The organism is Nocardia sp. NPDC050799, assembly GCF_040654015.1.
In the GTDB taxonomy this organism is placed as follows: domain Bacteria; phylum Actinomycetota; class Actinomycetes; order Mycobacteriales; family Mycobacteriaceae; genus Nocardia.
On sequence record NZ_JBFAHF010000010.1, the window covers coordinates 173438 to 200281 of the forward strand.

The 26844-nt window shown below is 70.1% G+C and carries 24 protein-coding genes and 1 riboswitch; of the genes, 11 read left to right on the forward strand and 13 right to left on the reverse strand.

The features are described from left to right. Positions 1 to 10 precede the first annotated feature (10 nt). The 3 genes from AB0H42_RS13260 to AB0H42_RS13270 all read left to right on the forward strand — a co-directional run bounded on the left by AB0H42_RS13260 (position 11) and on the right by AB0H42_RS13270 (position 2569). On the forward strand, positions 11 to 709 hold the full coding sequence (locus AB0H42_RS13260) for an ESX secretion-associated protein EspG (RefSeq protein WP_357054424.1): 699 nt from the start codon (positions 11 to 13) through the stop codon (positions 707 to 709). Between the two features lie 81 nt (positions 710 to 790). After that, positions 791 to 1165: a hypothetical protein gene (locus tag AB0H42_RS13265; RefSeq protein WP_357054427.1), complete on the forward strand. Its 375-nt coding sequence runs from the start codon at positions 791 to 793 to the stop codon at positions 1163 to 1165. 333 nt (positions 1166 to 1498) lie between these two features. Beyond that, positions 1499 to 2569 (forward strand): hypothetical protein, encoded by a 1071-nt coding sequence (locus AB0H42_RS13270; protein ID WP_357054431.1) that lies wholly within the window; start codon positions 1499 to 1501, stop codon positions 2567 to 2569. A 133-nt stretch (positions 2570 to 2702) separates the two neighbouring features. Here the strand turns inward: AB0H42_RS13270 and AB0H42_RS13275 are convergent, their stop codons facing one another. Next, a complete protein-coding gene (locus AB0H42_RS13275) occupies positions 2703 to 2900 on the reverse strand; it encodes a hypothetical protein (protein WP_357054434.1) in 198 nt (65 codons plus the stop codon). Between the two features lie 201 nt (positions 2901 to 3101). Here AB0H42_RS13275 and AB0H42_RS13280 point away from each other — a divergent pair, with 201 nt between their 5' ends. Then, complete coding sequence (locus AB0H42_RS13280; protein ID WP_357054540.1) at positions 3102 to 3893, forward strand: aminoglycoside adenylyltransferase family protein; 792 nt, start codon at positions 3102 to 3104, stop codon at positions 3891 to 3893. Positions 3894 to 3910: 17 nt separating this feature from the next. Here the strand turns inward: AB0H42_RS13280 and AB0H42_RS13285 are convergent, their stop codons facing one another. After that, positions 3911 to 4648: an SDR family NAD(P)-dependent oxidoreductase gene (locus tag AB0H42_RS13285; protein ID WP_357054437.1), complete on the reverse strand. Its 738-nt coding sequence runs from the start codon at positions 4646 to 4648 to the stop codon at positions 3911 to 3913. A 136-nt stretch (positions 4649 to 4784) separates the two neighbouring features. Then, a riboswitch (cobalamin riboswitch) is annotated at positions 4785 to 4918 on the forward strand. An 86-nt stretch (positions 4919 to 5004) separates the two neighbouring features. On the opposite strand from AB0H42_RS13285, the gene AB0H42_RS13290 reads away from it, so the two are divergent. The 6 genes from AB0H42_RS13290 (at position 5005) to AB0H42_RS13315 (ending at position 10021) form a co-directional block, all read left to right on the forward strand. Further along, complete coding sequence (locus AB0H42_RS13290) at positions 5005 to 5988, forward strand: ABC transporter substrate-binding protein (RefSeq protein WP_357054543.1); 984 nt, start codon at positions 5005 to 5007, stop codon at positions 5986 to 5988. Between the two features lie 92 nt (positions 5989 to 6080). Next, positions 6081 to 7037, forward strand: coding sequence for an iron chelate uptake ABC transporter family permease subunit (locus AB0H42_RS13295; protein WP_357054546.1), 957 nt, complete (start codon positions 6081 to 6083; stop codon positions 7035 to 7037). Positions 7038 to 7083: 46 nt separating this feature from the next. Then, positions 7084 to 7860: an ABC transporter ATP-binding protein gene (locus AB0H42_RS13300; protein WP_357054440.1), complete on the forward strand. Its 777-nt coding sequence runs from the start codon at positions 7084 to 7086 to the stop codon at positions 7858 to 7860. A gap of 262 nt (positions 7861 to 8122) precedes the next feature. After that, positions 8123 to 8272, forward strand: a complete 150-nt coding sequence (locus tag AB0H42_RS13305) for a hypothetical protein (RefSeq protein ID WP_357054443.1) — start codon at positions 8123 to 8125, stop codon at positions 8270 to 8272. 195 nt (positions 8273 to 8467) lie between these two features. Next, on the forward strand, positions 8468 to 9352 hold the full coding sequence (locus tag AB0H42_RS13310) for a hypothetical protein (RefSeq protein ID WP_357054446.1): 885 nt from the start codon (positions 8468 to 8470) through the stop codon (positions 9350 to 9352). A 9-nt stretch (positions 9353 to 9361) separates the two neighbouring features. Beyond that, positions 9362 to 10021 (forward strand): endonuclease V, encoded by a 660-nt coding sequence (locus tag AB0H42_RS13315; RefSeq protein ID WP_357054449.1) that lies wholly within the window; start codon positions 9362 to 9364, stop codon positions 10019 to 10021. Positions 10022 to 10061: 40 nt separating this feature from the next. Here the strand turns inward: AB0H42_RS13315 and proB are convergent, their stop codons facing one another. The 9 genes from proB to AB0H42_RS13360 all read right to left on the reverse strand — a co-directional run bounded on the left by proB (position 10062) and on the right by AB0H42_RS13360 (position 23026). Further along, the gene (gene proB, locus AB0H42_RS13320; RefSeq protein ID WP_357054452.1) at positions 10062 to 11183 is read right to left on the reverse strand and encodes a glutamate 5-kinase; all 1122 of its coding nucleotides are present in this window, start codon (positions 11181 to 11183) and stop codon (positions 10062 to 10064) included. A 39-nt stretch (positions 11184 to 11222) separates the two neighbouring features. Beyond that, positions 11223 to 12680, reverse strand: a complete 1458-nt coding sequence (obgE, locus tag AB0H42_RS13325; protein ID WP_357054455.1) for a GTPase ObgE — start codon at positions 12678 to 12680, stop codon at positions 11223 to 11225. 203 nt (positions 12681 to 12883) lie between these two features. After that, on the reverse strand, positions 12884 to 13150 hold the full coding sequence (gene rpmA, locus AB0H42_RS13330) for a 50S ribosomal protein L27 (RefSeq protein WP_063129452.1): 267 nt from the start codon (positions 13148 to 13150) through the stop codon (positions 12884 to 12886). Between the two features lie 45 nt (positions 13151 to 13195). Then, positions 13196 to 13507, reverse strand: coding sequence for a 50S ribosomal protein L21 (gene rplU / locus AB0H42_RS13335; protein ID WP_030523233.1), 312 nt, complete (start codon positions 13505 to 13507; stop codon positions 13196 to 13198). Positions 13508 to 13865: 358 nt separating this feature from the next. Next, the gene (locus AB0H42_RS13340) at positions 13866 to 17489 is read right to left on the reverse strand and encodes a translation initiation factor IF-2 N-terminal domain-containing protein (RefSeq protein WP_357054458.1); all 3624 of its coding nucleotides are present in this window, start codon (positions 17487 to 17489) and stop codon (positions 13866 to 13868) included. Between the two features lie 402 nt (positions 17490 to 17891). Next, complete coding sequence (gene ndk, locus AB0H42_RS13345; RefSeq protein ID WP_357054461.1) at positions 17892 to 18308, reverse strand: nucleoside-diphosphate kinase; 417 nt, start codon at positions 18306 to 18308, stop codon at positions 17892 to 17894. Between the two features lie 123 nt (positions 18309 to 18431). Further along, complete coding sequence (locus AB0H42_RS13350) at positions 18432 to 18851, reverse strand: DUF4233 domain-containing protein (RefSeq protein WP_357054464.1); 420 nt, start codon at positions 18849 to 18851, stop codon at positions 18432 to 18434. Positions 18852 to 18890: 39 nt separating this feature from the next. After that, a complete protein-coding gene (locus AB0H42_RS13355; protein WP_357054549.1) occupies positions 18891 to 20261 on the reverse strand; it encodes a folylpolyglutamate synthase/dihydrofolate synthase family protein in 1371 nt (456 codons plus the stop codon). A gap of 86 nt (positions 20262 to 20347) precedes the next feature. Beyond that, positions 20348 to 23026: a valine--tRNA ligase gene (locus tag AB0H42_RS13360; RefSeq protein WP_357054468.1), complete on the reverse strand. Its 2679-nt coding sequence runs from the start codon at positions 23024 to 23026 to the stop codon at positions 20348 to 20350. A 589-nt stretch (positions 23027 to 23615) separates the two neighbouring features. On the opposite strand from AB0H42_RS13360, the gene AB0H42_RS13365 reads away from it, so the two are divergent. Next, positions 23616 to 24302 (forward strand): hypothetical protein, encoded by a 687-nt coding sequence (locus AB0H42_RS13365; RefSeq protein WP_357054471.1) that lies wholly within the window; start codon positions 23616 to 23618, stop codon positions 24300 to 24302. A 9-nt stretch (positions 24303 to 24311) separates the two neighbouring features. Here AB0H42_RS13365 and AB0H42_RS13370 read toward each other — a convergent pair whose 3' ends face one another. Beyond that, entirely contained in the window at positions 24312 to 25235 is a 924-nt protein-coding gene (locus AB0H42_RS13370) for a diacylglycerol kinase family protein (RefSeq protein WP_357054474.1), read from the reverse strand. After that, on the reverse strand, positions 25232 to 26809 hold the full coding sequence (locus AB0H42_RS13375) for an FAD-binding oxidoreductase (protein ID WP_357054552.1): 1578 nt from the start codon (positions 26807 to 26809) through the stop codon (positions 25232 to 25234). The genes AB0H42_RS13370 and AB0H42_RS13375 overlap by 4 nt, the downstream gene beginning before the upstream one ends. Between the last annotated feature and the right edge of the window lie 35 nt (positions 26810 to 26844).

Here is a 26844-nt window from a genome sequence, read left to right on the forward strand (position 1 = left end):
GTGATTCCGCGTGAGTTGGAGCCTGACCCCCGACGAGTTCGCGCATGTATGGCGTCGCGCCGACCTGGACCGGATCCCCTATCCGCTGCGGGTACTCGAATCGCCGCGCACCGAGCGCGACGCCCGGCTCCTGCGCGCCGAACTCGCCCAGCGGTTCCCGCCGGACCCCGATCTCGACGCCTGCCTGCGTATTCTCGCACTGCCACAGACCCGGGTGATCGCCATCGGCGGGGCGCCCGAACCGGGCCGGGAACTACGCGTACTGGGCTGCGTCGTCTACGATCGCGCGGTCCTGGCGGTTCAGGCCCCCGGACGCACCCGGGAATTCGGCGGGCCGGTCCAGCTCTCCATCGGGCACAGTACGAAACTCGGCGCCCGGCTGGCGGCACTGCTGCCGAAGGCGCCCGCCGGCCGCCACCCGGCCCGCACCGCCTCGGCCGCGGCGGTGCGCGATACCGAAACCGTCATCCAGGAAGTACGGGCCGCACCGCTGATCCGGAAGCTGCTGTGCGCACCGCACACCGCCGACGGCCACATCCGGATCGAACCGCATCTGGACCGGCCGAATCCGCCGCCGCCGCTGCACTACACCTGGCTCGATGTCGAAAACGACGGCCGCTACCTGCTCAAGGCGGACGAGAACGTGCACATGGTGCCAACCTCCCCTGAACAACTCGCCGCGCATCTGCAGAAGCGGATACCCGGCTGAGCCGTTCTCGCGCCGGACCGGCTGCCCCGGGGCACCGGTTCCGGCTACGCTGGGCCTGACCGACGGAGGGGTACGCCAGTCATGAAGATCGAAGACAGCCGCGCCGAGATCGTCCGGTTCCGCCAGGCAGCCCATGCGGGAACGGTCACATTCGATCCGGAGGCGGCACGCCGCTGCGCGGAACTCTACGACCGCCAGGCCGATCGGCTCATCTATCTGCGACAGCGCCTGGAAGACGCCTCCGATCCGCACGGTTTCGGGGGTCTGATCTCGGCGCAGCAACTCCAAGCCGGGTTCGGGCACAAGGCCCGCGACGCCGCCGCCCTGCTCGACCACTACATCGAAGCGGCCTACCGGATGAAGGAAGCGTTCCTGATCAGCGGCGGACTCTACGACGAGGCCGACGCCGCGAACGCCGCCGCGGTACGCGCGCTCGAAGCGAGGCTCGACCGATGAGGCGATACCTCCGCCTTCGCTGCGGCCTCCGCCGACACATGTACCCACCACGAAGAAAAAACGGTCCGGCGATACCTCCGCCTTCGCTGCGGCCTCCGCCGACACATGTACCCACCACGAAGAAAAAACGGTCCGGCGATACCTCCTCATTGCTACGGCTTACGCCGAACCCGAGTGGTCACTTCGAAGGAGGCCCTGTGATGCGATACCTCCGCGTTTGCTTCGGTCTCCGCGCACCGCATGCACTCGCTTCGATGGAGGCGTCATGAGGCGATACCTGCCCCCTCGCTCCGGCCTCTACGGACCGCATGCGACCGCTTCGAAGGAGTGCTTATGACAGGGATCGATCCCGATTACATCAGTGCCATGGAGCATTTCGAGGCCATGCGTCACGAGGACATCTATCGGGCCACGCAGCAGATCGATGCCGGTGAGATCCTGCGGACCTCCGGCACCTGGATGCACGCCGCCACCACCTTGCAGACCTCGCTGCCGCTGACCCGCGCCGGCGCGGACCGGGTGATGAACGCGATGGAATGGGACGGTGAGGCCGCCGACGCCGCCTTCGCCAGCACCCGCAGTTTCGCCGATTCGGTGGAGGAACTGGCCGGCGTGCTCGGTCAGGTGGGGTTGCGCCTGGGTGCGGTGGCCGCGGCCGCGGAAGCGGTGAAGATCGCGGTGGTACCACCCGGAGGTTCCGGCCCGGTCGGCGCGCTGGCCCGGCTGCTGGAGGCGGCCAAGGTGATCGACGCGCAGATGGTGCAGGAGGTGCTGCGCCAGGAAGCGATCCTCACCATGAACATGGTCTACAAACCGGCCTATCTGGCGGCGGGTACCGCGGTGCCCGCACTGCCCGAGCCGCCGGCCGCCCCCGGTCCGCTGCCCCCGCTCGGGCCGGCACCGGCACCTCGTGCGCGGATCGATTCGGCGGTCGGCGCGGAGTCGGCGCCGGCGGCGGGAGATTCCCCCGCACCCGGCGGCGAGGCCACCGAGTCCGGGGGTGCCGCCGATAGGCCGGTGCCGCACAGCGATTCGGCTCCGGCGGCTCCCACACCGGAGAGTCCCGCGGCACCGGAGGGTACCCCCGCACCGTCCCCGGAACACGGCGGCGGATCCCCGCAGCCACCGGCACCCGAGGTTTCGGAGCCGACCGACGGCTCGGCGCCCCCTGCGGCGCCCGCCCCCGGGGATACCGCACCGGCACCACCCCCGGCACCACCCGTCCAACCGCCCGCGGCCGAACAACCACCCGCTCCCGCGAATCCGGCCGAGCCGGAGCCGCCCGCGGCACCGAATCCGACCGCGGTACCGCTCTCGGATCCGGCCGGACAGCCCGGTATCACCGGACCGGTGCCCGGACAGCGCGCCCCCGACCAGCCCGGAGTCATCCCGCCACAATCCTGAGTCGGTATGCCCGCCGGGTCGGTATCGGCCGGAGCGGCGACCGTGAGGGTGTGCGCGGTCGCGTCGACCTGTGCGGGCACCGTCACCAACGCCCCGTCCATTCGCTGCCACGACACCGCGCCCTCGGTCTCCATCACCAGCCGCTGCCAGCGATCCGGGTCGGTGAGCAGCGGGGGGACCGGCCGGCCATCCGGAATTCGGTGATCTCCCACAGCCCGTACAGTTCGGGCTTCGGTGCGCCGCCGCCGTAATCCCACCAGCTCGACCAGCCGAGGACCGCCACTTCGACGACCAGCAGATACCGACCACGATACGATCTCGACCGGGACATCGAAGGTCATGGTGAGCACGAACATCTGTGCCATGCTCGCCACACTCGGCATCGCGCCGAGGGTGGCCGTGCGCAGCACCAGCAGCAAGCCACCGATCGGTTCCGCTACGCACCGGCGGCGGGTCCTCGGGTCCGCACGGCTCTCCGGCCGATGCCCGGACGCTGTCGATACCCCCTTGTCTCTATCGTGGGTCCGTGCCCATGCCACCCGCCGGTCTCGCCGCGGACACCGCGCCGATCACACGGATCGTCACCGATCTGCTGGGTGCCGACCTGCTCGGCCTGTACCTGTACGGGTCGGCGGTGACCAGCGGTCTGCAGTACGACAGTGACCTCGATTTCCTGGCGGTCACCGCCACGGCCCTCGATGACGCACTGCGTTCGCGTCTGTCCGGGCGACTGCTCCGGCAGTCGGGACGATGGCCCCGCACCGGCGAGGCCAGACCGGTGGAACTGACCGTGGTGGCGCGTGACGCCGTGGTGCCGTGGCGCTTCCCGCCGCGCGGCGAGTTCGTGTACGGCGAATGGTTGCGAGCGGAGTTCGAGCGCGGTGCGGTCGAACCGCCCGCGCCAGACCCCGATCTGGCGATCCTGCTCGGCATGGTGCGCGACTCGTCCGTGGCGCTGGCCGGACCGCCCGCCGCTCGGTTACTGGATCCGGTACCGCCGGGGGATCTGGTCCGCGCGATCACGGCGAGCCTGCCCACGTTGATCGCCGGCGTGGACGGTGACGAGCGCAATGCCGTCCTGACGCTGGCCCGGATGTGGATCACCGCGGAGACCGGGGCGGTGGTCTCCAAAACCGAAGCGGCCCAGCGTCTCGCGGCGCGGATGCCGGCCGTACACGCCGCGTTGCTGCGCCGCGCGCGGGACGGCTATCTCGGTGCGGCGGTGGACGACTGGGCCGGGCACCGTGACGAGGTGGCGGCGTTCGTGCGATATGCCGCCGCGGGAATCACGGCCGCCGCGGTCGCCGGCCGAGAACAGCACTGAACACTCCACCCGGACCGCTACCAGGCGATGGCCCCCTGCGCGCCGACGAAGGAACCGTCGGTGGACACTTCCGGCGATTCCGCCGCCGCGAGGACGACCTGGGCGGCCTGCTCCGGCGTCGTCGGCGCGTCGGCCGCCGCGGGAGCCAATTCGGTCGCGACGAAACCGGGGCATACCGAGGTCACCCGGACGGCGGTATCGGCGAGCGATTTCGCCAGGCCGACCGTAAGGCTGTTCAGTGCCGCCTTCGACGCCTGGTAGCCCGGGACCACCATCGAGTAGTACGCCGACTCCGGGTTCCGCTGCTCGGTGAGCGAGCCCATCTCGGTGGAGATATTGATGATCCGCCCGGCCGGTGCGCGGCGCACCAGCGGCAACAGCGCTTCGATCACATTGGCGGGGCCGAAGGTGTTGGTCATCAATGTCTCGGTGAACGCGCCGGGATGGGCGAAGTTCACCGTGCCGGTGGCGGTGGCCTCGGGCAGGATGCCGGCATTGTTCACCAGTACATCGATGTGATCGTGCCGTTCGGCGAGGGAATCGTGCAGGCACCGCGCGCTGTCCACCGAGCACACGTCGAGCACCTCCCCCTCGGCCGCCAGGCCCGCCGACCGCAGTTCGCCCACCACGGCCTCCACCGCCGGCGCGCGGCGTCCGGTGACGATCACCCGGTAACCCGCGCGGGCGAACGCCGTCGCGGTGGCGCGTCCGATTCCGCGGGTCGCCCCGGTGACCACCACGATCTTCTCCGACATGTCGTTCCTTTCGTAATTTCCGTTCGTGCCCTATGAGCATCGCGGAGGGCATACGGTGCGCGCTGGCAGGAAATCGCCGTCGCATTCGCCCGCGGCCGGTCCGCCGGTTCGAGCGGGTCGAACGTCCAGTTCACTGTCGGATAGCATGGTCGGCGGCCGCACTGCGGTCGCGGCGTGATGAGGGAACCCGGTGGAAATCCGGGACTGGCGCGCAACGGTGACACCCGCGTGGTGGAGTCCGATCACTCATCCGCCGAGCTCGGTTCCGGCCTCGCGCACAGGCCCAGACGCAAGGAGTCCACGCCGTGACGCGGTCCTTTTCTTCGGCGGTCACCGCCGTGGTATCCACCCTCCTGCTGGCCGGATGTGCCGGTTCACCCGGCCCGGGTGGTCCCGCCGCCGGGTCCGCCGCCGGCTATCCGGTGACGATCGAGAACTGCGGCGTCGAGGTCACCGTGGCGGCGCCGCCGCAGCGGGCGGTCGCACTCAATCAGGGGTCGGCGGAGATCCTGCTGTCGCTCGGTCTGGCCGATCGCATGGCCGGCACCGCCACCTGGACCGATCCGGTGCGGGAGAACCTGGCCGCCGACAACGCGCGGGTGCCGCGGCTGGCCGACAACCGACCCTCGTTCGAGGTCGTCCTGGACAAGGAACCGGACTTCGTCGCCGCCTCCTTCGGCGGCACCCTCGGTCCCGGCGGGGTGGCCGAGCGGCAGCAGTTCACCGAACTGGGTGTCCCTACCTACCTCTCGCCGACCGACTGCGACGGCAAAACCGATATCAGCGTCAATGCCGACGGTGCCCGCACCGAACCGCTGACCATGGATTCGGTGTACCGGGAGATCCGCGACCTGGCCGCCGTCTTCGATGTCGCGGACCGCGGGGAGCGGCTGGTCACCGAACTGCGCGACCGCTACGCGGCCGCGTCCGGGCGGATCGCCGCGGAGCGGGTCTCGCTGGCCTACTGGTTCGCCGACACCTCCACGCCGTACGTCGCGGGCTGCTGCGGCTCGTCCGGGATCATCACCGACGCGGTGGGCGCGAAGAACGTTTTCGATGACACCACCGACGAATGGCCGCAGGTCAGCTGGGAGGCCCTCCTCGACCGCGACCCCACCGCCCTGGTCCTGGCCGACCTGAGCCGGCGCAGCCTCGCCGGGGACGCGCTGGACAGCAAGATCGCCTTCCTGGAATCGAATCCGGTGACCGCGAAACTGACCGCGGTCCGCGAGCGGCGCTACATCGTGGTCAACGGCGCCGATATGAACCCCTCGATCCGGACGGTCGACGGGGTCGAGAAGGTCGCCGACGCGCTGGAGCGGTGGGGTTACGGTTCGTGAGCTCCGCAGCGTCGAGCACCGCCGCCCGGCTCGCCCGCGCGCCCGCGACGGCGGCGCTGGTGGTGGTCGGGGCGGCCGTACTGGTCGTCTCGATGGCCTTCACCATCACGATCGGTCCGGCCGAGCTGTCGGTCGGGGAGGTCTACGCCGTGCTGTTCGAGAAACTCGGCATCGGCACCGCGGCCGTCTCGCCGATCCGCGAAGGCATCGTCTGGCAGTTGCGGCTGCCACGGACCCTGCTGGCCGCGATCTGCGGTGCCGGTCTGGCGGTGTGCGGGGTGGTCATGCAGTCGCTGTTGCGCAATCCGCTCGCCGATCCGTTCGTGCTCGGGATCTCCTCCGGCGCGTCGACGGGTGCGGTACTGGTGGCGGTCCTCGGTGTGGGCGGCGGTCTGATCTCATTGTCCACCGGCGCTTTCCTCGGTGCGCTCGTATCGTTCGGGCTGGTGCTGATACTGGCCGCGGGCGCCGGAGGCGGCACCGCGAAGGTGGTCCTGGCCGGGGTCGCCGGAACCCAGCTGTTCTCCGCGCTCACCTCGTTCGTCGTGCTGTCCTCGGCCGACGCCGAACGGACCCGCGGCATCCTGTTCTGGCTGCTGGGTTCACTCGCGGGCGCCACCTGGACCGATGTGGGCACGACCGCGGCCGTATGCGTCGCCGGGCTCGCGCTGTGCCGGTGGTACGCGTCCGCGCTGGACGCGTTCACCTTCGGCTCGTCGACCGCCGCGACCCTGGGCGTCGCGGTCGGCCGGACCCGGCTGATCCTGCTCGTGATCACCGCGCTGATGACCGCGGTAATGGTCAGCGCGGCCGGAGCGATCGGCTTCATCGGCCTGGTGCTACCGCACGCCGCGCGTTTCCTCGTCGGCCCCCGGCACAGCCGGCTGATCCCGGTGACCGCGGTACTGGGCGCGATCCTGCTGGTCTGGGTCGACGCGCTCGCCCGAACTGTGTTCGCGCCGCAGGAGGTACCGGTCGGCGTCGTCACGGCACTCATCGGTGTCCCCGCCTTCGCCCTGCTGCTGTTCCGCACCCGGAGCGCGCCGTGACCGGCCGGGCAGCCACGAACCGGCCCGCGAACCCGCGGAGCGCACGGTGACACTGCACGCACAGGATCTGTCCTGGACCCGCGGCGGCAACCTTGTCGTCGACGCGGTGACCGTCCGGCCGGAACCCGGGCAGACCGTGGGTCTGCTGGGACCGAACGGTTCCGGTAAATCGTCGCTGCTGCGTCTGCTGGCCGGTGTTTCACGACCGGATCGCGGCAGCGTCACCCTGGACGGAACGCCCCTGCACCGTTTCGGCCGGCGTCCGCTGGCCCGCCGGATCGCCATGGTCGGGCAGCACGCGCACACCGAGGTCGATATCACCGTGCGGGATGTGGTGCGGCTCGGGCGCATCCCGCACCGCGACGTGTTCGGCCGGGACGGTGACGAGGAGCCGGCGATCGACCGGGCCCTGCGCGACACCGGGCTCACCGGCCACGCACACCGCTTCTGGGGCACCCTCTCGGGTGGCGAACGGCAGCGGGCCCAGATCGCCCGGGCGCTGGCCCAGGAGCCCGGTGAGCTGCTGCTCGACGAACCGACCAACCACCTCGATATCGCCCATCAGCTCGATATCCTCGAGCTGGTCACGCGGTTGCCGCTCACCACCGTCGTCGCCCTGCACGACCTCAATCTCGCCGCGATGTTCTGCGACTACCTGCTGGTCCTGGACCGGGGCCGGGTCGCCGCGCACGGCACCCCCGCCGAAACCCTCACCGAACAACTCGTGCGGAACGTCTACGGTGTCGCCGCCACGATCACGGTCGACGACGGCGTGCCGGTCGTCCGCTATCGGCGCCCTGCCGTAACCACTCGCTCCGGCTGACGGACGCGGTACGGGGAATGGACAGGCCCCGGCGCGATGGTGAACCCCAGGAGTTACCGTGCGCTGTCTGCGCTACGGCAGGCCGGGACGGCCGGAGCAGTACGGGTCACACCCGGGTGGCCGACCGGGTGTGACCCGTACTGCGCAGGCCCGCACAGGCGTCGGTGAGGAAGTGGCCCGAGGCCGTCCAGTGCGCATACGGCAGAATTTACGCCACCGGATTCTGCACGACGTTCTCCCGAGGCCCGCGGCGGTCGAATCGGTGCGCTCGATCCTGTACTTCGACGCCGATATCGTGGGCACCCACCTCACCACCTTCGCCATCTGGGGTGTGCTCTCACTGATCGTCGTGGCGCTGATCGACCGGTTCCGGCCGCCGCGGACGCTCGCCCCCGTCGCCGCCGAATCCTGAATCGCGCGAACATCTCCCGGTCGGGGGTCGCGGCATAACGCGCCGCGATCACCGGCCGGGGCGGAGAGGCGAAGGCGGGTCCGGCGCCGATTCGAACGGTGGCGCACAGACGACACGGTGCACGAGGCGGAGTTGCCCTTCGATTGCCGATATCATCGCAGGCGCCCGATCGAATCTGAAGTACAGGTAGTACCGATGACAAGCCAGCCGCACACCGTATCCCCCGAGAAGCCGAAGGCCGTTGCGGGGCCGGACGCGGTGGCCGATCCGCGACCGGTTCCGGACCGGGACTATTTCCCGCCCCCGCGGGAACTGTGGGGCAATCTGAACGGCTGGACCTATCCGGCGGTGTTCCTGGTAGCAGTGCTCGCCACTTTCCTGCTGGCGCAGGCCGCGCTCGCGCTGGATTCCGGGCAACCGTTACAGCCGGCGTTCCATATCGCGGCCGCCGTCTGGGTCACCTCCTACCTGCCGATGCTCTCGGCGACCTCGCGTGGCCGTTCGCGGATCCGGATCGAAGGCGCGCGGTTCGCCAACAAGCAGGACACGCTGGAGATCCGCCGGTCCCTCGGTTACGAGGTCGCCCTGGTCGTCTGTTTCCTCGGCCTGGCGACACTGTGCGCGATCTTCGGTATCGGCACCTGGACCGGCACGCTCACCCTGAATCCGCATCCGCCGATTCCACCGTGGGTGGCCCTCACCGCCGCCGGGCTGGTTCTGCTCTATCTCTGTGTGTACGCGCAGCGACCGGAGATCCGCCGGCTGGTGCTGACGCCGATGCATATCGTGCTGCCCACCAAAACCTCGGTCGCGAACATGGTGAGCTGGACCTCGATCGAACAGATCGAGGTGGTGTCGCGCAACAATTCCAAGGGCACCATCCGGATCTCCCGCCCCGGCCGTAAACCCGGTCGCCGGGTCACGAAACGTATCCACGCGGAGAAACTCTCGATCGGGTCGGCGGCCACCTACTGGCTGATCCGCTTCTACCACGAGAACCCCGACCTACGTTTCGAACTCGCCGACGAACGGGCCGCCGCACGGTTGCGCAGCTACGCGGTCGTCCCGGGCCCCCGATAGCCTGTCGGCATGGTTCGGGTCCGGCAGATGCACGAATGGACGGTGAGCGCGGACGAGGCCGTCGCCGTGCAGCAGCGACTGCGAGACCGGGTACGCGTGGGTGACGAGCACGGCCCGATCCGGCGGGCCGCCGGCCTCGACGTCGCCTACCGCGATCCCGATATCGCGATAGGCGTGGTCACCGTGCTGGATGTGGATTCGCTGACCGTGGTGGACCGGTCGGTCGTCCGGGAACGTATCGAGTTCCCGTATATCTCGGGTCTTTTCGCATTCCGTGAGATACCGCCGCTGACCCGAGCGCTCGAAGCCCTGCGCGTGGAGCCCGATGTGCTGGTCTGCGACGGTCACGGGCTGGCCCATCCCCGCCGGTTCGGCCTCGCCGCGCATCTGGGTGTACTCACCGACCTGCCGAGTATCGGTGTGGCGAAGAAATCCTCCGGCGAATATCACGAACCCGGCCCGGTGCGTGGTGATTCGAGCCCGGTCACCGTGGACGGGGACATCGTCGGCCGTGCCCTGCGCACCCAACCCGGAGTCAAACCACTGTTCGTCTCGGTCGGACACCGCTTCACCCTCGACTCCGCCTGCGCGCTGGTGCTGCGGCTGGCCCCGCGCTACCGGCTACCGGAGACCACCCGCACAGCCGATCATCTGGGCCGTATCGCCTGATCCGGCGGCCGGACCCGCCCCGGCGAGGTCGTCTCCGCGGTCAGACGCGGACCAGATCGTCGGCGTGGATCACCGGACGCTGCATACCGTCCGGCAGTTCCCGGGTGGAACGGCCGAGCACCGTCGCGAGTTCGGCGGCGTCGTATTCCACGACCCCCCGGGCCACGACCGTACGATCCGGGCCTACGAGATCCACCACATCACCGCCGTGGAACCGGCCGCGGACCCCGACGATTCCGGCGGCGAGCAGCGAGCGCCGGGCATTGGCCACGGCCTCGACCGCCCCGGAATCGATGAGGATCGCGCCCCGGCTGTCGGCGGCATGCCGGACCCAGAACCGGCGCGCCGACAGCCGTACCGGGCGGGCGGCGAAAGCGGTGCCGACCGTGCCGGTCCCGAGCGCTTCGGCGGCCTCGGCGGCGGCGGCCAGCAGCACCGGGACACCGGCGTCCGCGGCCAGCCGGGCGGCCGACAGTTTCGAGGCCATCCCACCGGTGCCGAGCACGCCGCCGCTCCCGGCGATCACCCCGTCGAGATCGGCGCTGGTGCGCACCTCACCGATGAAATTCGCGTCACCCTTCCGCGGATCACCGTCGTAGAGCCCGGCCACATCGGAGAGCAGGAACAATGCGTCGGCGCCCACCAGATGGGCCACCAGCGCCGCCAGCCGGTCGTTGTCGCCGAACCGGATCTCCTCCGTGGCGACGGTATCGTTCTCGTTCACCACCGCCACCGCGCCCAGCGAGCGCAGCCGGTCCAGGGTGCGCTGCGCATTACGGTGATGTTCCCGGCGGGCGAAATCGTCGGCGCTGAGCAGGATCTGACCGACGGTGCGGTCGTACCGGCCGAACGAGGTGCCCCAGGCATGGACCAGCGCCAGCTGGCCGACGCTGGCCGCGGCCTGTTTGGTCGCGAGGTCACGGGGCCGCCTGGTCAAGCCGAGCGGGGCCAGGCCCGCGCCGATCGCCCCGGACGAGACGACGACCACATCGGAACCGGCCCGCATCCGGGCCTCGATGGCATCGGCGAGCCGGTCCAGCCGGTCGATATCGAGTCCACCGGTCAGGCTGGTGAGCGCGGACGAGCCGATCTTCACCACCACCCGCCGGGCCCCGGCGATCGCACGCCGGGCGTCACTGAGTTCCGCCGAAACCTGGGTCACGGCCGTGCCCCTGCTCCGTGGTTACCCTGGTTCACCCGCCTACTCCTCGCTTTCCTCATCCACCAGACCGCGCCGCACCCGCGACGCGTGCTTACGTTCGGCCGCACTGACCCGATCGGTCTGTTCGAGCCGGATATCGGTACCGCGGCCGGTCGGGACCATATCGGTGCCCGCTGCGATCAGCGGTTCCCATTCGAAGGTCACCTCGCCGATGGTCACCGGCGCACCCGGTTTCGCACCCAGCCGCACCAGTTCGTCCTCCACGCCGAGCCGGGCCAGGCGGTCGGCGAGATAACCGACGGCCTCGTCGTTGTCGAACTGGGTCTGGTGCACCCAGCGTTCGGGCCGGGTGCCGCGCACGATGAACCCGCCCGGCTCCTCCGGGTCGGCGCGGACAGTGAAGCCGGAATCGTCCACCGGGACCGGGCGGATCACCGGCCGCTTCGGTGCGGCCGCGGGGTGCGCGTCACGGTAGGCCTGCACCAGTTCGGCGAGTGCGAAGGTCAGTTGCCGCAGGCCGGAATGGGCGACCGCCGAAATCCGGAACACCGGCCAGCCCCGCTCCTGCAGTTCGGGCGTGACCAGGTCGGCGAGATCTTCCGCCTCGGGCACGTCGACCTTGTTCAGGATCACCACCCGCGGCCGGTCCGCGAGGTCGCCGAGGCTCACGTCACCGCGGAGGGCGGGTTTGTAGGCGGCGAGTTCGAATTCGAGAGCGTCGATATCGGAGAGGGGGTCGCGGCCGGGTTCCAGCGTCGCCAGATCGACCACATGCGCCAGCACCGCGCACCGTTCCAGGTGCCGGAGGAAGTCCAGGCCGAGGCCGCGTCCCGCACTGGCGCCGGGAATCAGTCCCGGGACGTCGGCGATCGTGAACGTCGTATCGCCCGCGTTCACGACGCCGAGGTTCGGCACCAATGTGGTGAAGGGATAGTCGGCGATCTTCGGTTTGGCGGCGGACAGCACCGAGACCAGCGACGACTTCCCCGCGGACGGAAACCCGACCAGCCCCACATCGGCGACGGATTTGAGTTCGAGGACCACATCGTGGGCCTCCCCCTCCTCGCCGAGCAACGCGAAACCGGGCGCCTTACGGGCCCGCGACACCAGGGCCGCATTACCCAGACCGCCCCGGCCGCCCTTGGCGACGACGAACCGATTACCGTCCCCGACCAGGTCCATCAGGACCTCCCCGGCGGCGTCCAGCACGACGGTTCCGTCCGGGACCTTCAGCAGCAGCTCCCCGCCCTTCTTCCCGTCCCGGTTGCCGCCCTCGCCCGGTTTACCGTTACCGGCCTTGGCGTGCGGATGGAAGTGGAAGTCCAGCAGGGTGTGCACATTGGCGTCCACCTCGAGGATCACATCCCCGCCGTTGCCTCCGTTACCGCCGTCGGGTCCGCCCAGCGGTTTGAACTTCTCCCGGTGCACCGACGCGCAGCCGTGCCCGCCTTTGCCGGCACGGACATGAAGAACGACACGGTCGATGAACTTGGCCATGGCCGGATCATCCTCCTCAGGAGATTCGGGGGGTGGGATGGACACTGCGTTCGAGGGGTGGGACGGGCAGTGCGTTCCGGGTCGGGAAGGCCCAGCGCCGGAAACGGGACCGGCCGGGGCGGCGGCACCGGGGGTGGAAACGCGAAAAGCGGGCCGAGGGTTTGTCACCCTGACCCGCTCGCTGTGGTGGAGTCGTCAGCCGGTCAGGCTTCGACCGGCTCCGGGACCACGATGTTGACGGTCTTGCGACCCCGCTTGCTACCGAACTCGACGGCACCCGCCTCGAGCGCGAACAGGGTGTCGTCCCCGCCACGACCGACATTGACGCCGGGGTGGAAGTGGGTGCCGCGCTGCCGCACCAGGATCTCGCCGGCCTTCACCGACTGCCCACCGAAACGCTTCACGCCGAGCCGCTTGGAATTGGAATCGCGGCCGTTCCGGGAGCTGGATGCGCCCTTCTTATGTGCCATTGCTGATACTCCTTCAGCGCGGGCCTGCGCGGCCCTGCGGGGTGGTTACTTGATGCCGGTGACCTTCAGGACCGTCAGCGGCTGACGGTGTCCCTGGCGCTTGTGGTAGCCGGTCTTGTTCTTGAACTTGTGGATGCGGATCTTCGGACCCTTGGTCTGCTCGACCACCTCGGCCGACACCGAAACCTTCGCGAGCGCGTCGGCCGCGGTGGTGAGCTCGGCGCCATCGACGACGAGCACCGGCGACAGTGCCACGGAGGTGCCCGGCGCACCCTCGATCTTCTCGACCTTCACCAGGTCACCGACCGCGACCTTGTACTGCTTTCCGCCGGTCTTGACGATCGCGTACGTTGCCATCGGTCGGCTGCCCTTCTTCCTATGGTGCTCGGCACTCGTTCACACGGTAGTACCTCGGTTTCGCACCGGGGTCCACCGCACGACTGGTCTGGTAATTCGCCGCCTCGGCCACTGGTGGCTCTCGGTATCGGGAACCGGCCACGGAACAGCACATGCTGTCGCCGGGCAGCGACTGCCAAGATTACAGGATGCCGGTACATGCGACCAAACCGGTCCCCGCGCCGCACCCCGGCGGACCCGCCGGAGCGCCGGAATCGGTGTGACCCGGGCCTCCGGCCGCCGAGTACGACCACTCGGCATCGCCGACGTGCCGGGTGCCCGGCCCGCGGAATGCGGGCCGGGCACCCGGCGCGATGACTCAGTGCTGTTCGTCGACCGGCGGTCCGGACGGACGACCCGCGGCCCGGCGGCGCGTCCGGCGCACCGGGACCTCGACCTCCGGCGGATCGGCTGTGAAATCGGTCACCGGCGCGTCGGGCTGCTCGGTGGCGGACAGGACGAATACCGCGCCCGCGCTGTCGGCGGCCGGGGCGGAGGTCGAGCGGGCGACCCGGCGCCGCCGGCTGCGGGTTTCCGTCTCACCGCCACCGGCAGGGCTCGCCGCGGCGGCCGGCTCGGGGGCCGCCACCGGCTCCGTCGCCGGAGCGGCGGCCGGCTCCGCCGGATGAGCCGCACCGTTCGCCGAAGCAGCCGTACCGTTGCGATCCGCGGCGGGTGCGGATGTCGCGGTGGCCGCCGCAGCGGGGACCTCCGCGGTCGCGTCGCCGACCGGGGTCTCCGGCTCCGGCGCGGCAGCTCCGCTCTCCTCGACCGTGCCCGGTTCGGTGTCGACCGCTTCCGCCGGGGCGGCCTCGGTCGCGACCGGCTCGGTAGCCGTGGATTCGGTGACGACCGGCTCGGTAGCCGTGGGCTCGGATTCGGCCGGTTCGGTGGCCCCGGAGTCGGTGGGTGTACCGCTGCCGTTCGGTTCCGCGGCCGGAGTCTCCGCCGGGGTACCGGTAGCACCGGCCGACCGGCGGACCCGGGTGCGACGGCGCCGCGGTTCGGCCGGTGCCGCACCGCCCTTCCCGCTCGCTGCCGCATCGGAACCGCCCGACTCGGCCACGGCAGCGGGCGCCGCGGCTTGTTCGGCCGCGGGCGGGACCTCCGGCGCCGGCTCACCCTGCTCGGTCTCCGGATGCTGGGCGGCCATGGCCAGGGCCACGGGGTGCGCCCGCTTGGCCGCCGCCTCCTCTTCCGACAGCTCGGGGATGGACTGCTGCGGCGCCGCGGGTGCCGCGGCGGCGGGCTTGTCCCGGTTGCGGCGGCGTCGCGAACCCGACTCCCGGCCCCGGCCGGCACCGCCCTCGTCGGAGCCCGACGGCTCCACCGGGTAGCTGTGCACCAGGAGGCCGCGACCGTGGCAGTGCTCGCAGGTGGTGGAGAACGCCTCCACCAATCCGGTACCGAGCTTCTTACGGGTCATCTGGACCAGGCCCAGCGAGGTCACCTCGGAGACCTGGTGCCGGGTGCGGTCCCGGCCCAACGCCTCGGTGAGACGGCGCAGCACCAGGTCGCGATTGGACTCGAGAACCATATCGATGAAGTCGACCACGATCATTCCGCCGATATCGCGCAGCCGCATCTGCCGCACGATCTCCTCGGCTGCCTCGAGGTTGTTCCGGGTGACCGTCTCCTCCAGGTTGCCGCCACCGGAGCCGGTGAACTTCCCGGTGTTGACATCGACCACCGTCATCGCCTCGGTGCGGTCGATCACCAGGGTGCCGCCCGAGGGCAACCACACCTTGCGGTCGAGGGCCTTGGCCAGCTGCTCGTCGATGCGGTAGGTCTCGAAGACGTCGACGCCGTTGTTCTCGTGCCGGGAGACCCGGGGGAGCAGATCGGGGGCGACGGTGCCGATGTAGTTCTCGACGGTGTTCCAGGAGCGTTCGCCCTCGATCACCAGTCGCGAGAAATCCTCGTTGAACAGATCGCGCACGACCTTGACGAGTAGATCCGGCTCCTCGTAGAGAGCTTTCGGCGCGCCCGACTCGTTCTCGGCGGCCGCGGTGATCTTGCGCCAGGCCTTTTGCAGCCGTTCCACATCACGGGTGAGTTCGGCCTCGCTGACCCCCTCGGAGGCGGTCCGGATGATGACGCCCGCGTCGGCCGGGACGATCTCGCGCAGGATCTCCTTGAGCCGTTTGCGCTCGGTATCGGGCAGTTTGCGGCTGATGCCGGTGGAGGTACCGCCGGGCACATACACCAGGAAGCGACCGGCCAGGCTGATCTGGGTGGTCAGCCTGGCGCCCTTGTGGCCGACCGGGTCCTTGCTCACCTGGACCAGCACCTGGTCGCCGGGTTTGAGCGCCTGCTCGATCTTGCGTTCCCTGCCGCCGAGCCCGGCGGCCTCCCAGTTGACCTCGCCCGCGTAGAGCACACCATTGCGGCCCCGGCCGATATCGACGAACGCGGCCTCCATACTGGGCAGCACATTCTGCACCTTGCCCAGATAGACATTGCCCACCATGGATGCCGATCCGGTGCTGGTGACGAAATGCTCGACCAGGATGTTGTCCTCGAGCACGGCCACCTGGGTGGCGGCTGAATGGCCTGAGAACTCCTTTTCCCGCACGACCATCACCCGGTCCACGGCCTCGCGCCGGGCCAGGAACTCCGATTCGGTGAGGATCGGCGGGCGGCGGCGACCGGCCTCGCGGCCGTCGCGCCGGCGCTGCCGTTTGGCCTCGAGCCGGGTGGAGCCGGTGATGCCCTGTACTTCGTCGACGGTGGCACGGGTACGGGTCTTGTTCCGCGGTTCCCGCTCGTGCACGACCGTATTGGGCGGATCGTCGTCGGCCGGTTCGCTGTCACCGGATTCACCGGCGACCTTACGGCGCCGGCGGCGGCGCCGGCGGCGGCTGGACCCACTCTCCGAGTCGTCCCCCGCATCACCGGACTCGTCGGTCCCGGCCTCGTCCGTCTCGTCGGCTTCGTCGTCGGTCTCGGCGGCCTGTTCGGCGTCGGCGCTCGTGTCATCCTCGGACTCGATGTCCTCGGAATCGGTGGCCTGCTCACCCCGGCCGCGCCCACGCCCGCGCCGGCCGCGACGGCGACGCCGCGGCTGATCGTCGGAGTCGCCCTGCTCGGACTGATCCTCGGCATCGGCTCCGGTCTCGGCGTCCGACTCGGTTTCGGCGCCGGAATCGGGCTCGGGTTCCGGTTCCGGTTCCGGTTCCGGTTCGGGCTTACGGCGGCGGCGCAGCGGTTCGGCCGCCGCGGCATCCGGGGAGAGGAACAGCGGAGCCGCGACGACCGCGGATTCGAACACCATCGGTTCGGCCGCGGCGGGCTCCTCGGGCACCGGGCTCGCGAACAGATTCACCGCGGCCGTGAAGGCGGGTGGCGGGGTCACCGGCGCGGCCGGGGTGCCACTCGCGGCGGCGGAATCCGCGGGGTCGGAGATCTCGGCCGACGCGGACACCACGGTCGCGTCGGCGGACGAACCGACCCCGGCGGCGGGCGCCGGTTCCGGTTCGGGGCCGGACTCGGCCGGTGGTTCCGGGGTCTGCTCGGCGGCACCGGCCGACACCGGTGCCTCGCCGATGCCAGGGATTTGCCCGGAGCCGGTGCCCGGCTGCGCAGCAGCGGCCGGTTCCGGCGCCGGCTCCGGGGCGGCCGGAGCGGCAGCGACCTCGGTCGCGGGCGGGACCGCGGCATCTTCCGCGCCGACCGGACCCGCCGAGGTACCGGTGGGCTCGAACAGCCCGGGCTCGGCCGGAGCGAGTGCGGGCGGAGCGGTCAGTGATTCGCGCACCGACTCCGCGACGGCCCGGTCCACGCTCGATTGCGGGCTACGGGCTTCGGTCCCGAGTTCGCTGAGTTTGGCCAGGATGCGCTTACTGGTCACGCCGAGCCGTTTGGCCAAGGCATGTACTCGGATTCGCTCCGGCAAGTGATCGTCGTCCTGTGGTGTTGTGTCCAGCGGCTCTTGATCGGCCACAAAGTCTCCTCGGGCCCCCGGGCGCGTTCCTCATCGAGTGACGCGGCCGTCGCGGGGACGCTTTCCGTCCGCCTCGCGCGGTTGGCGCGAGGTCCATGGTCTCGCCCCGCGCGCCCGGTTATCTCCACTATCACGTCGGTCGGGCTAACTGGCCACGCGGCGCCTGGCATATGGCTGAACGCCGCGGTCCGAGCGCTCGTCCAGCGCGCCGGGCAGACGCAGCCCAGAAATCCGGCTGTGCGTCCGCGGCAGCGATGGCGGCATCGTTCCGCAGTGTGTCATCCGGTTGAGCCCACTGTGGAGCGCAACCTGTATCAGTATCCCACACCGTGCGCCAGGTGTTCGCCGTGGCGCTGCGTGCGGCACTCGCACGAGTCCGGCCGGCCCGTCACCGGACAGTGATCAGAGGGGGAATTCGGGGAACCAGAGGGAGATTTCGCGCTTGGCCGAGTCGGGCGAGTCCGATCCGTGGACCAGGTTGTACTGGGTCTCGAGACCCAGGTCACCGCGGATACTGCCGGGCACGGCCTTCTCGACGGGGTCGGTACCGCCGGCCAGCTGCCGGAAGGCGGCGATGGCGCGCGGGCCCTCCAGGACGGCCGCGACGACCGGACCCGAGGTGATGAACTCGATCAGCGAGCGGTAGAACGGCTTCTCCGCGTGCTCGGCGTAGTGTTCGGCGGCCACTTCCTCGGTCACCTGTTTGAGTTCGAGGGCCGCGATGGTGAGACCCTTGCGCTCGATCCGGTTCAGTACTTCGCCGACGTAGCCGCGGGCCACACCGTCCGGTTTGATCAAAATCAACGTCTGCTCTGTCACGCGGTCAGCCTAATGGGCACCGCCGGGCGCGGCCCAACCAGTCCTCCCCCGGCCTACGCGCGAGTAGCGACAGCCTGACCAGGCCGGGTGGGCGGATCGCGGAGGACAGCCAGGTGACCGCGGTCAGGAACCGCCGGACGTGCGCTGGCTCGGCAGCGTCCCCTCGTCCATCCGCCGTTTCACATCCGAGCGCAGCAGCAGGATGAAGGCCCATACTGCGAGGAAGATCACGCCGATGACCGCGATCGACAGATGGAACACCCCGCCGATCAGCACCAGCACCTGCAAGCCCAGATTGAACGGGACCGCCCAGGCACGACGCTGCAGGCCCGCGCCCGCGATCATCACCAGGGCGAGTACCACCAGATAGGTACCCGACACCCAGGTGACACCACCGGCGATATCGGCGACCACCGGCAGCGCCAGCAGCACCGTGATCGCCTCGAGTACCAGGGCACCCGCCATCACCCCACGCAGACCCTTCCACGGATCGGGCGGAGCCGGGGCCGTCGCCTCGGGTTTCGGCGCTTCGGGCTCACTCATGCTGTTCCTCGTTGTCGGCGGGGGCCGGTCCGCGGCGCATTACGCCGGGTCCTTCCCGAACAGGGCGCGCGCCGCACCGGCGGTGACCACCGAGCCGGTGACCACCACACCCGCGCCGGAGACCATCTCACCGGACGAGCCGACTTCCTCCGCGAGCGCGACGGCGGTTTCCAGCGCATCCGGCAACGAGTCCGCGGTGACCACCCGCTCGTCGCCGAACCGCTGGACCGCCAGATCGGCGAGCTGATCCACCGGCAGCGCCCGGGGTGACCCGTTGGTGGTCACCACGATCTCGTCGAAAACCGGTTCCAGCGCGGTGAGGATACCGCCGACGTCCTTGTCGGCCAGCACCGCGACCACACCGACCAGCTTGCGGAAATCGAACTCGGAGGTCAGCGTCGCGGCCAGCGCGGTGGCACCGGCCGGGTTGTGCGCGGCATCGATGAACAGGGTGGGCGCGTTGCGCATCCGTTCCAGGCGGCCGGGGCTGGTGACCTCGGCGAAACCGGCGCGGACCGCATCGATGTCCAGTTGCCGCTGCGCGCCGGCACCGAAGAACGCCTCGACCGCGGCCAGCGCGAGCGCCGCGTTGTGGGCCTGGTGCTCGCCGTGCAGGGGCAGGAAGATCTCGTCGTAGACCCCGCCGAGCCCCTGCAGTTCGAGCTGCTGCCCGCCCACGGCGATCCGCCGGCTCAGCACCTGGAATTCCGAACCGGCCCGCGCTACCGCCGCGTCGGTTTCCACGGCCCGGCGTAGTAGTACCTCGAGCGCCTCGGGGTCCTGTTCGGCGATGACCGCGACCGTATCGGTGGGGACCAGCGACTCCGGGGCGCGTTTGATGATCCCGGCCTTTTCCTTGGCGATGGAGGTCAGGTCCGGACCCAGGTAGTCGGTGTGGTCGAGGCCGATGGGGGTGATGACCGCGACCTGCGCGTCGATCACATTGGTGGCGTCCCAGCTGCCACCCATACCGGTCTCCACGACCGCCACGTCCACCGGCGTCTCGGCGAACGCCGCGTAGGCCATGGCGGTGAGCACCTCGAATTTGCTCATCGCCGGGCCGCCCGCGGTCGCCGACTGGGCGTCGATCATTTCGATATAGGGCTGCATCTCGCGGTACAGCTCGACATAGCGGGCCGGGGAGATCGGCCGATTGTCGATACTGATCCGCTCGGTGGCCAGCTGCAGATGCGGGCTGGTGAGCCGGCCGGTCCGGCGGTGCAGCGCGGTGAGCAGGGAGTCGATCATCCGGGTCACCGAGGTCTTACCGTTGGTGCCCGCGACATGGATCGCCGGGAACCCGCGCTGCGGTGAACCCAGCACATCCATCAGCGTGGCGATCCGGGTGAGCGACGGTTCGATCTTGGTTTCCGGCCAGCGCTCGTCGAGTTCCGCCTCGACCAGCGCCATCTCCGCCAGATCCACCGGTGACGGCCCGGTGCCGAGCCGAGAGCCGCCGGTGGGGGGCTCCGGCTCGACATCGTCGTCGTGGGCGTTCACTTGCCGCTCAGCTCGGCCAGGCGGGCCCCGATCCGCTCCACCTCGGCCGCGGCGACCTCACGCCGGGCCCGGATCTTGTCCACCACCGGTTCCGGGGCCTTGGCCAGGAACGCCTCGTTACCGAGTTTGGCCTCGGTCCCCGCCAGTTCCTTCTGCGCGACCGCCAGATCCTTCTCCAGGCGACGCCGCTCGGCCACGAGATCCACGGTGCCCGAGGTGTCGACCTCGACGGTGACCGTGGTGCCGCTGAGCCGCACCTCCACCGAAGCCGTCGCCGCGAAATCCGCGCCGGGCTCGGTGAGCCGGCCCAGCGTGCTCACTTCCGGATGGAGATGCGCCAGGCCCGCCGCGTCCAGGCCGAGCACCCGTGCCGCGACCTTCTGCTTGTCGTTCAGCCCCTGATCACTGCGGAACCGGCGGATCTCGGTGACCAGGCGCTGCACATCGGCGATACGCTGCGCCGCGCCGGTATCGGTGGGTGTCCCGGTGCGCTCCGGCCAGGCGGCCACGACCACCGACTCCGCGCCGGTCAGCGCCTGCCACAGCGATTCGGTGACGAACGGGATCACCGGGTGCAGCAGCCGCAGCACCGCGTCCAGCACCGACCCGAGCACGACCCGGGTGGATTCGGCCCGCTCCTCGCTCTCGGCGAACTGGACCTTGGACAGTTCCAGGTACCAGTCGCAGAGTTCGTCCCACGCGAAGTGGTAGAGCGCCTCGCAGGCCTTACCGAACTCGTACGCGTCGAACGCCGCGTCGACCTCGGCGAGCACCTCGTCGAGCCGGTCCACGATCCAGCGGTCGGCGTCGGTCAGCGTCTCCCGCGCCGGCACGGTCCCCGGGCGGGCGCCGTTCATGAGCGCGAACTTCGTCGCGTTGAACAGCTTGGTGACGAAGCTGCGCGCGGCCAGGGCATGCGGTTCGCCGACCGAGAGATCACCGCCGGGCTGGGCGCCGCGGGCCAGCGTGAAGCGCAGTGCGTCCGCGCCGTAGTTGTTGATCCAGTCCAGCGGGTCGATCCCGTTGCCTCGGGACTTCGACATCTTCCTGCCGAACTGGTCGCGGATCAGACCGTGCAGGAACACATCCTCGAAGGGAATCTGATAGGCCCCGCCCTTACCGGTGGACACCGCGGCGTCGTCGGCGACGAAGGTACCGAACATCATCATCCGGGCCACCCAGAAGAACAGGATGTCGTATCCGGTGACCAGCACGCTGGTCGGATAGAACTTCGCCAGCTCCGGGGTCGCGTCCGGCCAGCCCATCGTGGAGAACGGCCACAGGCCGGAGGAGAACCAGGTGTCCAGGACATCGGGATCCTGCACCCATCCCTCGGGGGCCTGCTCGCCGGGGCCGACGCACACGACTTCGCCCTCGGGCCCGTACCAAATGGGAATGCGATGGCCCCACCACAGCTGTCGCGAGATACACCAGTCGTGCATATCGTCAACCCAGTCGAACCAGCGCGGTTCCTGGCTCGCCGGGTGGATCACGGTATCGCCGTTGCGGACCGCGTCACCGGCCGCCTTGGCCAGCGATTCGACCTTCACCCACCACTGCATGGACAGCCGCGGCTCGATCGCTTCGCCGCTGCGCTCGGAATGCCCGACACTGTGCAGGTAGGGGCGCTTCTCGGCGACGATCCGACCCTCGGAGGCCAACCGCTCCCGGATCTTCACCCGCGCCTCGAACCGGTCCATACCGTCGAATTCGGTACCGGTATCGGCGATCCGGCCGCGTTCGTCCATGATCGTGGGCATCGGCAGGTTGTGCCGCAGGCCCATCTCGAAGTCGTTCGGATCGTGGGCGGGCGTGATCTTCACCGCGCCGGAGCCGAATTCGGGATCCACGTAGTCGTCGGCGATGATCGGGATCCGCCGTCCGGTGATCGGATGTTCGAGGGTGGTACCGATCAGCTCCCGGTACCGGGGATCCTCCGGGTGCACCGCGACCGCGGTGTCACCGAGCATGGTCTCCACCCGGGTGGTGGCGACCACGACATGCGGTTCGGCATCGTCGAGCGACCCGTACCGCAGGGACACCAATTCACCCTCGACGTCCTCGTACTTGACCTCGATATCGGAGATGGCGGTACGCAGTTCCGGCGACCAGTTCACCAGCCGCTCGGCACGATAGATCAGACCCGCGTCGTAGAGGCGTTTGAAGATCGTCTGGACCGCACGCGACAGGCCCTCGTCCATGGTGAACCGGTCCCGCGACCAGTCCACACTGTCGCCGAGCGCCCGCATCTGCCACTGGATCGCGCCACCGGATTCACGCTTCCAGTCCCAGACCTTCTGCACGAACAGTTCGCGGCCGAAATCCTCTTTGGTCTTCCCGTCCACGGCGAGCTGCTTCTCCACCACCGTCTGGGTGGCGATACCGGCATGATCCATCCCGGGCAGCCACAGCACCTCGTAACCCTGCATTCGCTTACGGCGCGCCAGGGTGTCCATCAGGGTGTGGTCGAGCGCATGACCCATGTGCAGCGTGCCCGTGACATTGGGCGGTGGCAGCACGATCGAGTACGCGGGCGCGGAACTGTGCGGGTCGGCCCGGAAGTAACCGGCGGCTACCCAGCGCTCGTACAGGTCGGCCTCCACCTCGCCGGGATTCCAGCTCTTGGGGAGGGCATCGGCACGATTACGCGTGTTGTCAGGGGCTGCGCTGGTCACGCCGCGATTCTAGTGTCTAGGGCGTCGCCGCCGGTGTTGCGGGGTCGGAGCCCGACCGCCCGGAATACATGTGAGGTGAGCGCGGGCGTTCGTCCCGGCCGACCCGGAGGGGCCCACCACACCGCCGGGCTTCCTGACGACTTCGGGCAGACGGGCGACCGCACCCTCGGTCGCCGACCGCCGGTCGCCGCGCACAAGGGTGGGTCCGGCCGGACGAACGACCTGCCGGCGGGCCGGTGTCGCGAATGCGCACTCCGGAGTCCCGCTACGTGGGACAGCTGGGAGAGCGCGACTGCCGAAGGACGGGAACGATGGGGACACCGCGCCGGACCTCGGGAAAGGTGGCGGAGAAAACCGAGGCGGAGCCTTCGGTGGATGAGGGACACCGAAGACTCCGCCTACAGCAGTAAGACTACCGCCGATCCCGGCCCGCGCTCCTAATCCATAAACAATTCTCAGCTTGAGCACCGGAATTCTCAGGCGGGCGCCCGGCTCGCCGCAGTCGGCCGGCTCGGCCGAAACCTGTGACCTCGAGCGGACAAAGCCGACATTCTTGCCGAAACCGGTTCGACTGGGGACCCTGGACGGGGTGAACCCCCCGCTCGACTCGTTACCGTTGAACCCTGCGGAATCCATCTTCCCCGAATCGGATTCGGAAATCGTCCGGCCCCGGGCCGTCGACGACCTACGGGGCCGGCCGACGCCGGAGCTCCGGTACCCGGCGAGCGCGGCCGTACTGTTCGCCGGAATTCCCGGCGCGGGTAAGAGCACCGCGCTGCGCCGGCTGTTCGGTTCCGACCCCGACGCCGAGCAGGCGATACCCGGTCCCGATCACTCGATCGTGCTCGATTCCATCCACGCCCGCAACGCGTGGCGGCGCCGGCTGGCCTGGCTGCCCTACCCGCTGTGGCGGCCGGTGGTGCACGTGGTGCACTTCGGCCGCATCTGGGTCGCCTTGCGCGATCACACCGGCCCGGTGGTGATCCACGACTGCGGCACCATCGGTTTCACGCGCCGGATGCTGACCCGCTGGGCCGTCCGGCACGGCCGCGAACTGCACATGGTGTTGCTGGATGTGCCGGCGACGGTCGCCCGGGCCGGGCAGTACGCGCGGGGGCGGCGGGTCGGGCTGCTGTCGTTCCGGTGGCATGTATGGCGCTGGAGACGGATGCTGGGGCGGCTGGAGGCCGGAACCCGTCCCCGGCCCGCACCCGCCTCGGTCGTCGTGGTCGACCGGGTCGGTGTGGACCGGCTGCGGGTCCGGTTCGCCCCCTGACCGCCGCGGTCAGGGGGTCAGTACGGTGAGCGCCCGGGGTTCGACGCGCACGGTGAGCGGCAGCCGGCCCGCGGGTTCGCCGTCGGCGGTGGCCGGGGCGCCGGGAGCGGCCAAACCCAGGGATTCGGCCCGGTACTGGCTCACCGCGGGATGCTCGATCCGCCGGCCCGCCGCGAGCGCGGGCAGGATCCGCAGCATCTCCGGATGCGAGACCTTGCCGACCACGGTCACATCGAGCAGACCGTCGTCGCACCGGGCGTCCGGGCAGATGAGCATGCCGCCGCCGTAGGTGGTGGTGTTACCCACCGCGACCAGCAACGCCTCGGCGGTGATCACCTCCGCGGCCGGGCCGCCCAATTCGATCCGGTAGGGCACCGCGATCCCGTGCGCGATCTCCGCGACCGCGGCGAAGGTGTAGCGGGACCGGCCGCGTGGATAGCGCATCCGGTTGGCACGCAGGGTGACCCGGGCGTCGAAACCGGTGCACGCGACGGTGGCGAACCACATCGGGTCGTGCCCCGCGGGTTCCAGCCGGCCCAGGTCGATGGTGCGCACCTGCCCGGATCGGACCAGTTCCGCGGCGCGGGCGGGCTCGTCGGCGATACCGAGTTCACGCGCCAGGTCGTTGCCCGTACCTGCCGGGACCAGGGCCAGCGGAACGCCCGAACGGGCCAGCGGGTCCAGGATCGTGTTCACCAGACCGTCGCCACCGACGCAGACGACCGCGTCCGGCGCGCCGCCGGTCACCACATCGCGCACCTGCTCACGGGTCCGTGCGGCGGAGGGTGCGTGGATCTCGACGACCGCCACGCCGTCCGCGCTCAGCCGGTCCACGACGGTGCGGGCGGCCTCACGCGCCCGGCCCTGCCCGGAGGCGGGGTTGGTCACCACGGCGACCGTACGCACCTCCCGGGGATCCGCTGCGCGCGTCATGGCAGCAGTTTGCCAGGGTTGAGGATCCCGGCCGGGTCGATCTCGCGTTTCACCGCGCGCAGTACCCGCACGCCCAGGTCGCCGATCTCGTCGGGTAGCCAGGCGCGGTGGTCCACGCCCACCGCGTGGTGATGGGTGATGGTGGCGCCGGCGGCGGTGATGGCGTCCCCGGCGGCCGCTTTCGCGGCCCGCCACTGCGCGATCGGATCGTCGAGCAGTGTGGCCACCACCGTGAAATACAGTGACGCGCCGGTCGGGTAGGTGTGCGAGATATGGCACATCACCAGGGCGGGCGCACCCTGGGCGGTCAGCGAATCGGTAAGCGCGCCCGTCACCTTCGCCTTCAGCTCGGCCAGCGCACTCCAGGTGGTCGCGGTCTCCAGGGTTTCGCACAGCACCCCGACATCCAGGAGCGCATCACGCAGGTAGGGCGCCGCGAACCGGCCGTGCTGCCACTCCCGGGCGGGCTCCGGACCGAGTTCGGTACCGCCGGCGGCGCGCAGTACCGCGGCGGCCTCGGCGCCGTGGGCCGCGGTGTGCGCGGCGGTGCCCTCGAACGTGGTCACCGCGAGACAACCGGAAACCGATGTCCCGCCCACATTTCCGGCCCGCGCCAGGTTGAGCCCGGTTTCGGCTTCGTCGGACAACCGCAGCACCGTCGGCGCCGCGCCCGCCTGCACGACCGCGCGCAACGCGGCCGCTCCGGTCGCGAAATCCGGGAACGACCAGGCCATATGGGTGGTGGTCGCCGGAACGGGATGGACCCGGACCGTGACCTCGGTGAGGACGCCGAGCGCGCCCTCCGAACCGATGAACAGTTCACGCAGATCGGGTCCGGCGGCCGAGGCAGGCGCCCGGCCCAGCAGCACGCTTCCCGTGGGCGTGGCCACCCGGACCCGCTGGACCATATCGTCGAACCGGCCGTACCCCGCGGACGCCTGACCCGACGACCGGGTCGCGGCGAATCCACCGATGCTGGCGAATTCGAAACTCTGCGGGAAATGCCCGAGCGAGAGCCCGTGCTCGGCGAGCAACTGTTCGGCACGCGGACCGGTGACCCCGGCGCCGAAGGTGGCGGTGCCGGTGATCGGGTCGCAGTCCAGCAGGGCGTCCAGCCGGCGCAGGTCCAGCGCGATCACCGTGTCGAATGCGCCGCGCACCGGGTCGAGCCCGCCGACCACACTGGTGCCGCCGCCGAAGGGCACCACGGCGATGCCCTGCTCCGAGCAGTAGGCCAGGACGGCGGCCACCTGGTCGTGACCGGCGGGGAAGACCACCGCGTCCGGTGCGTCCTGCGGGGCGAGATCGCGTCGTCGCAGCAGGTCGGGGGTGCTCTTACCACCGGCGTGCCGCAACCGGGTCACCGGTTCGGTGGAGACATTGTCCGCGCCCACGAGGTCTGCCAGACCGGCCCGCCGGTCCGGGGACAGGACCGACGGCCGGAGCGGCACATCGCCCTCATCACGACGCGTCGCCGGCTCCCCGGAGATTCCGAACACCTGTGTCAGCAGGCCGCGGATCTGCTCGGGTAGCGGTGTGTGCCCGGCGGAAACACCCCAGGCGTCCCACACCATATCCGGTCGCCGCGCGCTCGACGCCGAGTTCACCG

Coding starts and splice junctions, on each gene's coding strand:
- AB0H42_RS13350 (WP_357054464.1), bottom strand. CDS start 18,851: ATGAGTGAGCCCGAAGCGCCGAAACCCGAGGCGACGGCCCCGGCTCCG.
- obgE (WP_357054455.1), bottom strand. CDS start 12,680: ATGGCCAAGTTCATCGACCGTGTCGTTCTTCATGTCCGTGCCGGCAAA.
- AB0H42_RS13265 (WP_357054427.1), top strand. CDS start 791: ATGAAGATCGAAGACAGCCGCGCCGAGATCGTCCGGTTCCGCCAGGCA.
- AB0H42_RS13285 (WP_357054437.1), bottom strand. CDS start 4,648: ATGTCGGAGAAGATCGTGGTGGTCACCGGGGCGACCCGCGGAATCGGA.
- AB0H42_RS13315 (WP_357054449.1), top strand. CDS start 9,362: ATGGTTCGGGTCCGGCAGATGCACGAATGGACGGTGAGCGCGGACGAG.
- AB0H42_RS13355 (WP_357054549.1), bottom strand. CDS start 20,261: ATGGCGCTGGTCGAGGCGGAACTCGACGAGCGCTGGCCGGAAACCAAG.
- AB0H42_RS13370 (WP_357054474.1), bottom strand. CDS start 25,235: ATGACGCGCGCAGCGGATCCCCGGGAGGTGCGTACGGTCGCCGTGGTG.
- AB0H42_RS13280 (WP_357054540.1), top strand. CDS start 3,102: ATGCCACCCGCCGGTCTCGCCGCGGACACCGCGCCGATCACACGGATC.
- rpmA (WP_063129452.1), bottom strand. CDS start 13,150: ATGGCACATAAGAAGGGCGCATCCAGCTCCCGGAACGGCCGCGATTCC.
- AB0H42_RS13295 (WP_357054546.1), top strand. CDS start 6,081: ATGGCCTTCACCATCACGATCGGTCCGGCCGAGCTGTCGGTCGGGGAG.
- AB0H42_RS13375 (WP_357054552.1), bottom strand. CDS start 26,809: ATGGTGTGGGACGCCTGGGGTGTTTCCGCCGGGCACACACCGCTACCC.
- rplU (WP_030523233.1), bottom strand. CDS start 13,507: ATGGCAACGTACGCGATCGTCAAGACCGGCGGAAAGCAGTACAAGGTC.
- AB0H42_RS13275 (WP_357054434.1), bottom strand. CDS start 2,900: ATGTCCCGGTCGAGATCGTATCGTGGTCGGTATCTGCTGGTCGTCGAA.
- AB0H42_RS13270 (WP_357054431.1), top strand. CDS start 1,499: ATGACAGGGATCGATCCCGATTACATCAGTGCCATGGAGCATTTCGAG.
- AB0H42_RS13310 (WP_357054446.1), top strand. CDS start 8,468: ATGACAAGCCAGCCGCACACCGTATCCCCCGAGAAGCCGAAGGCCGTT.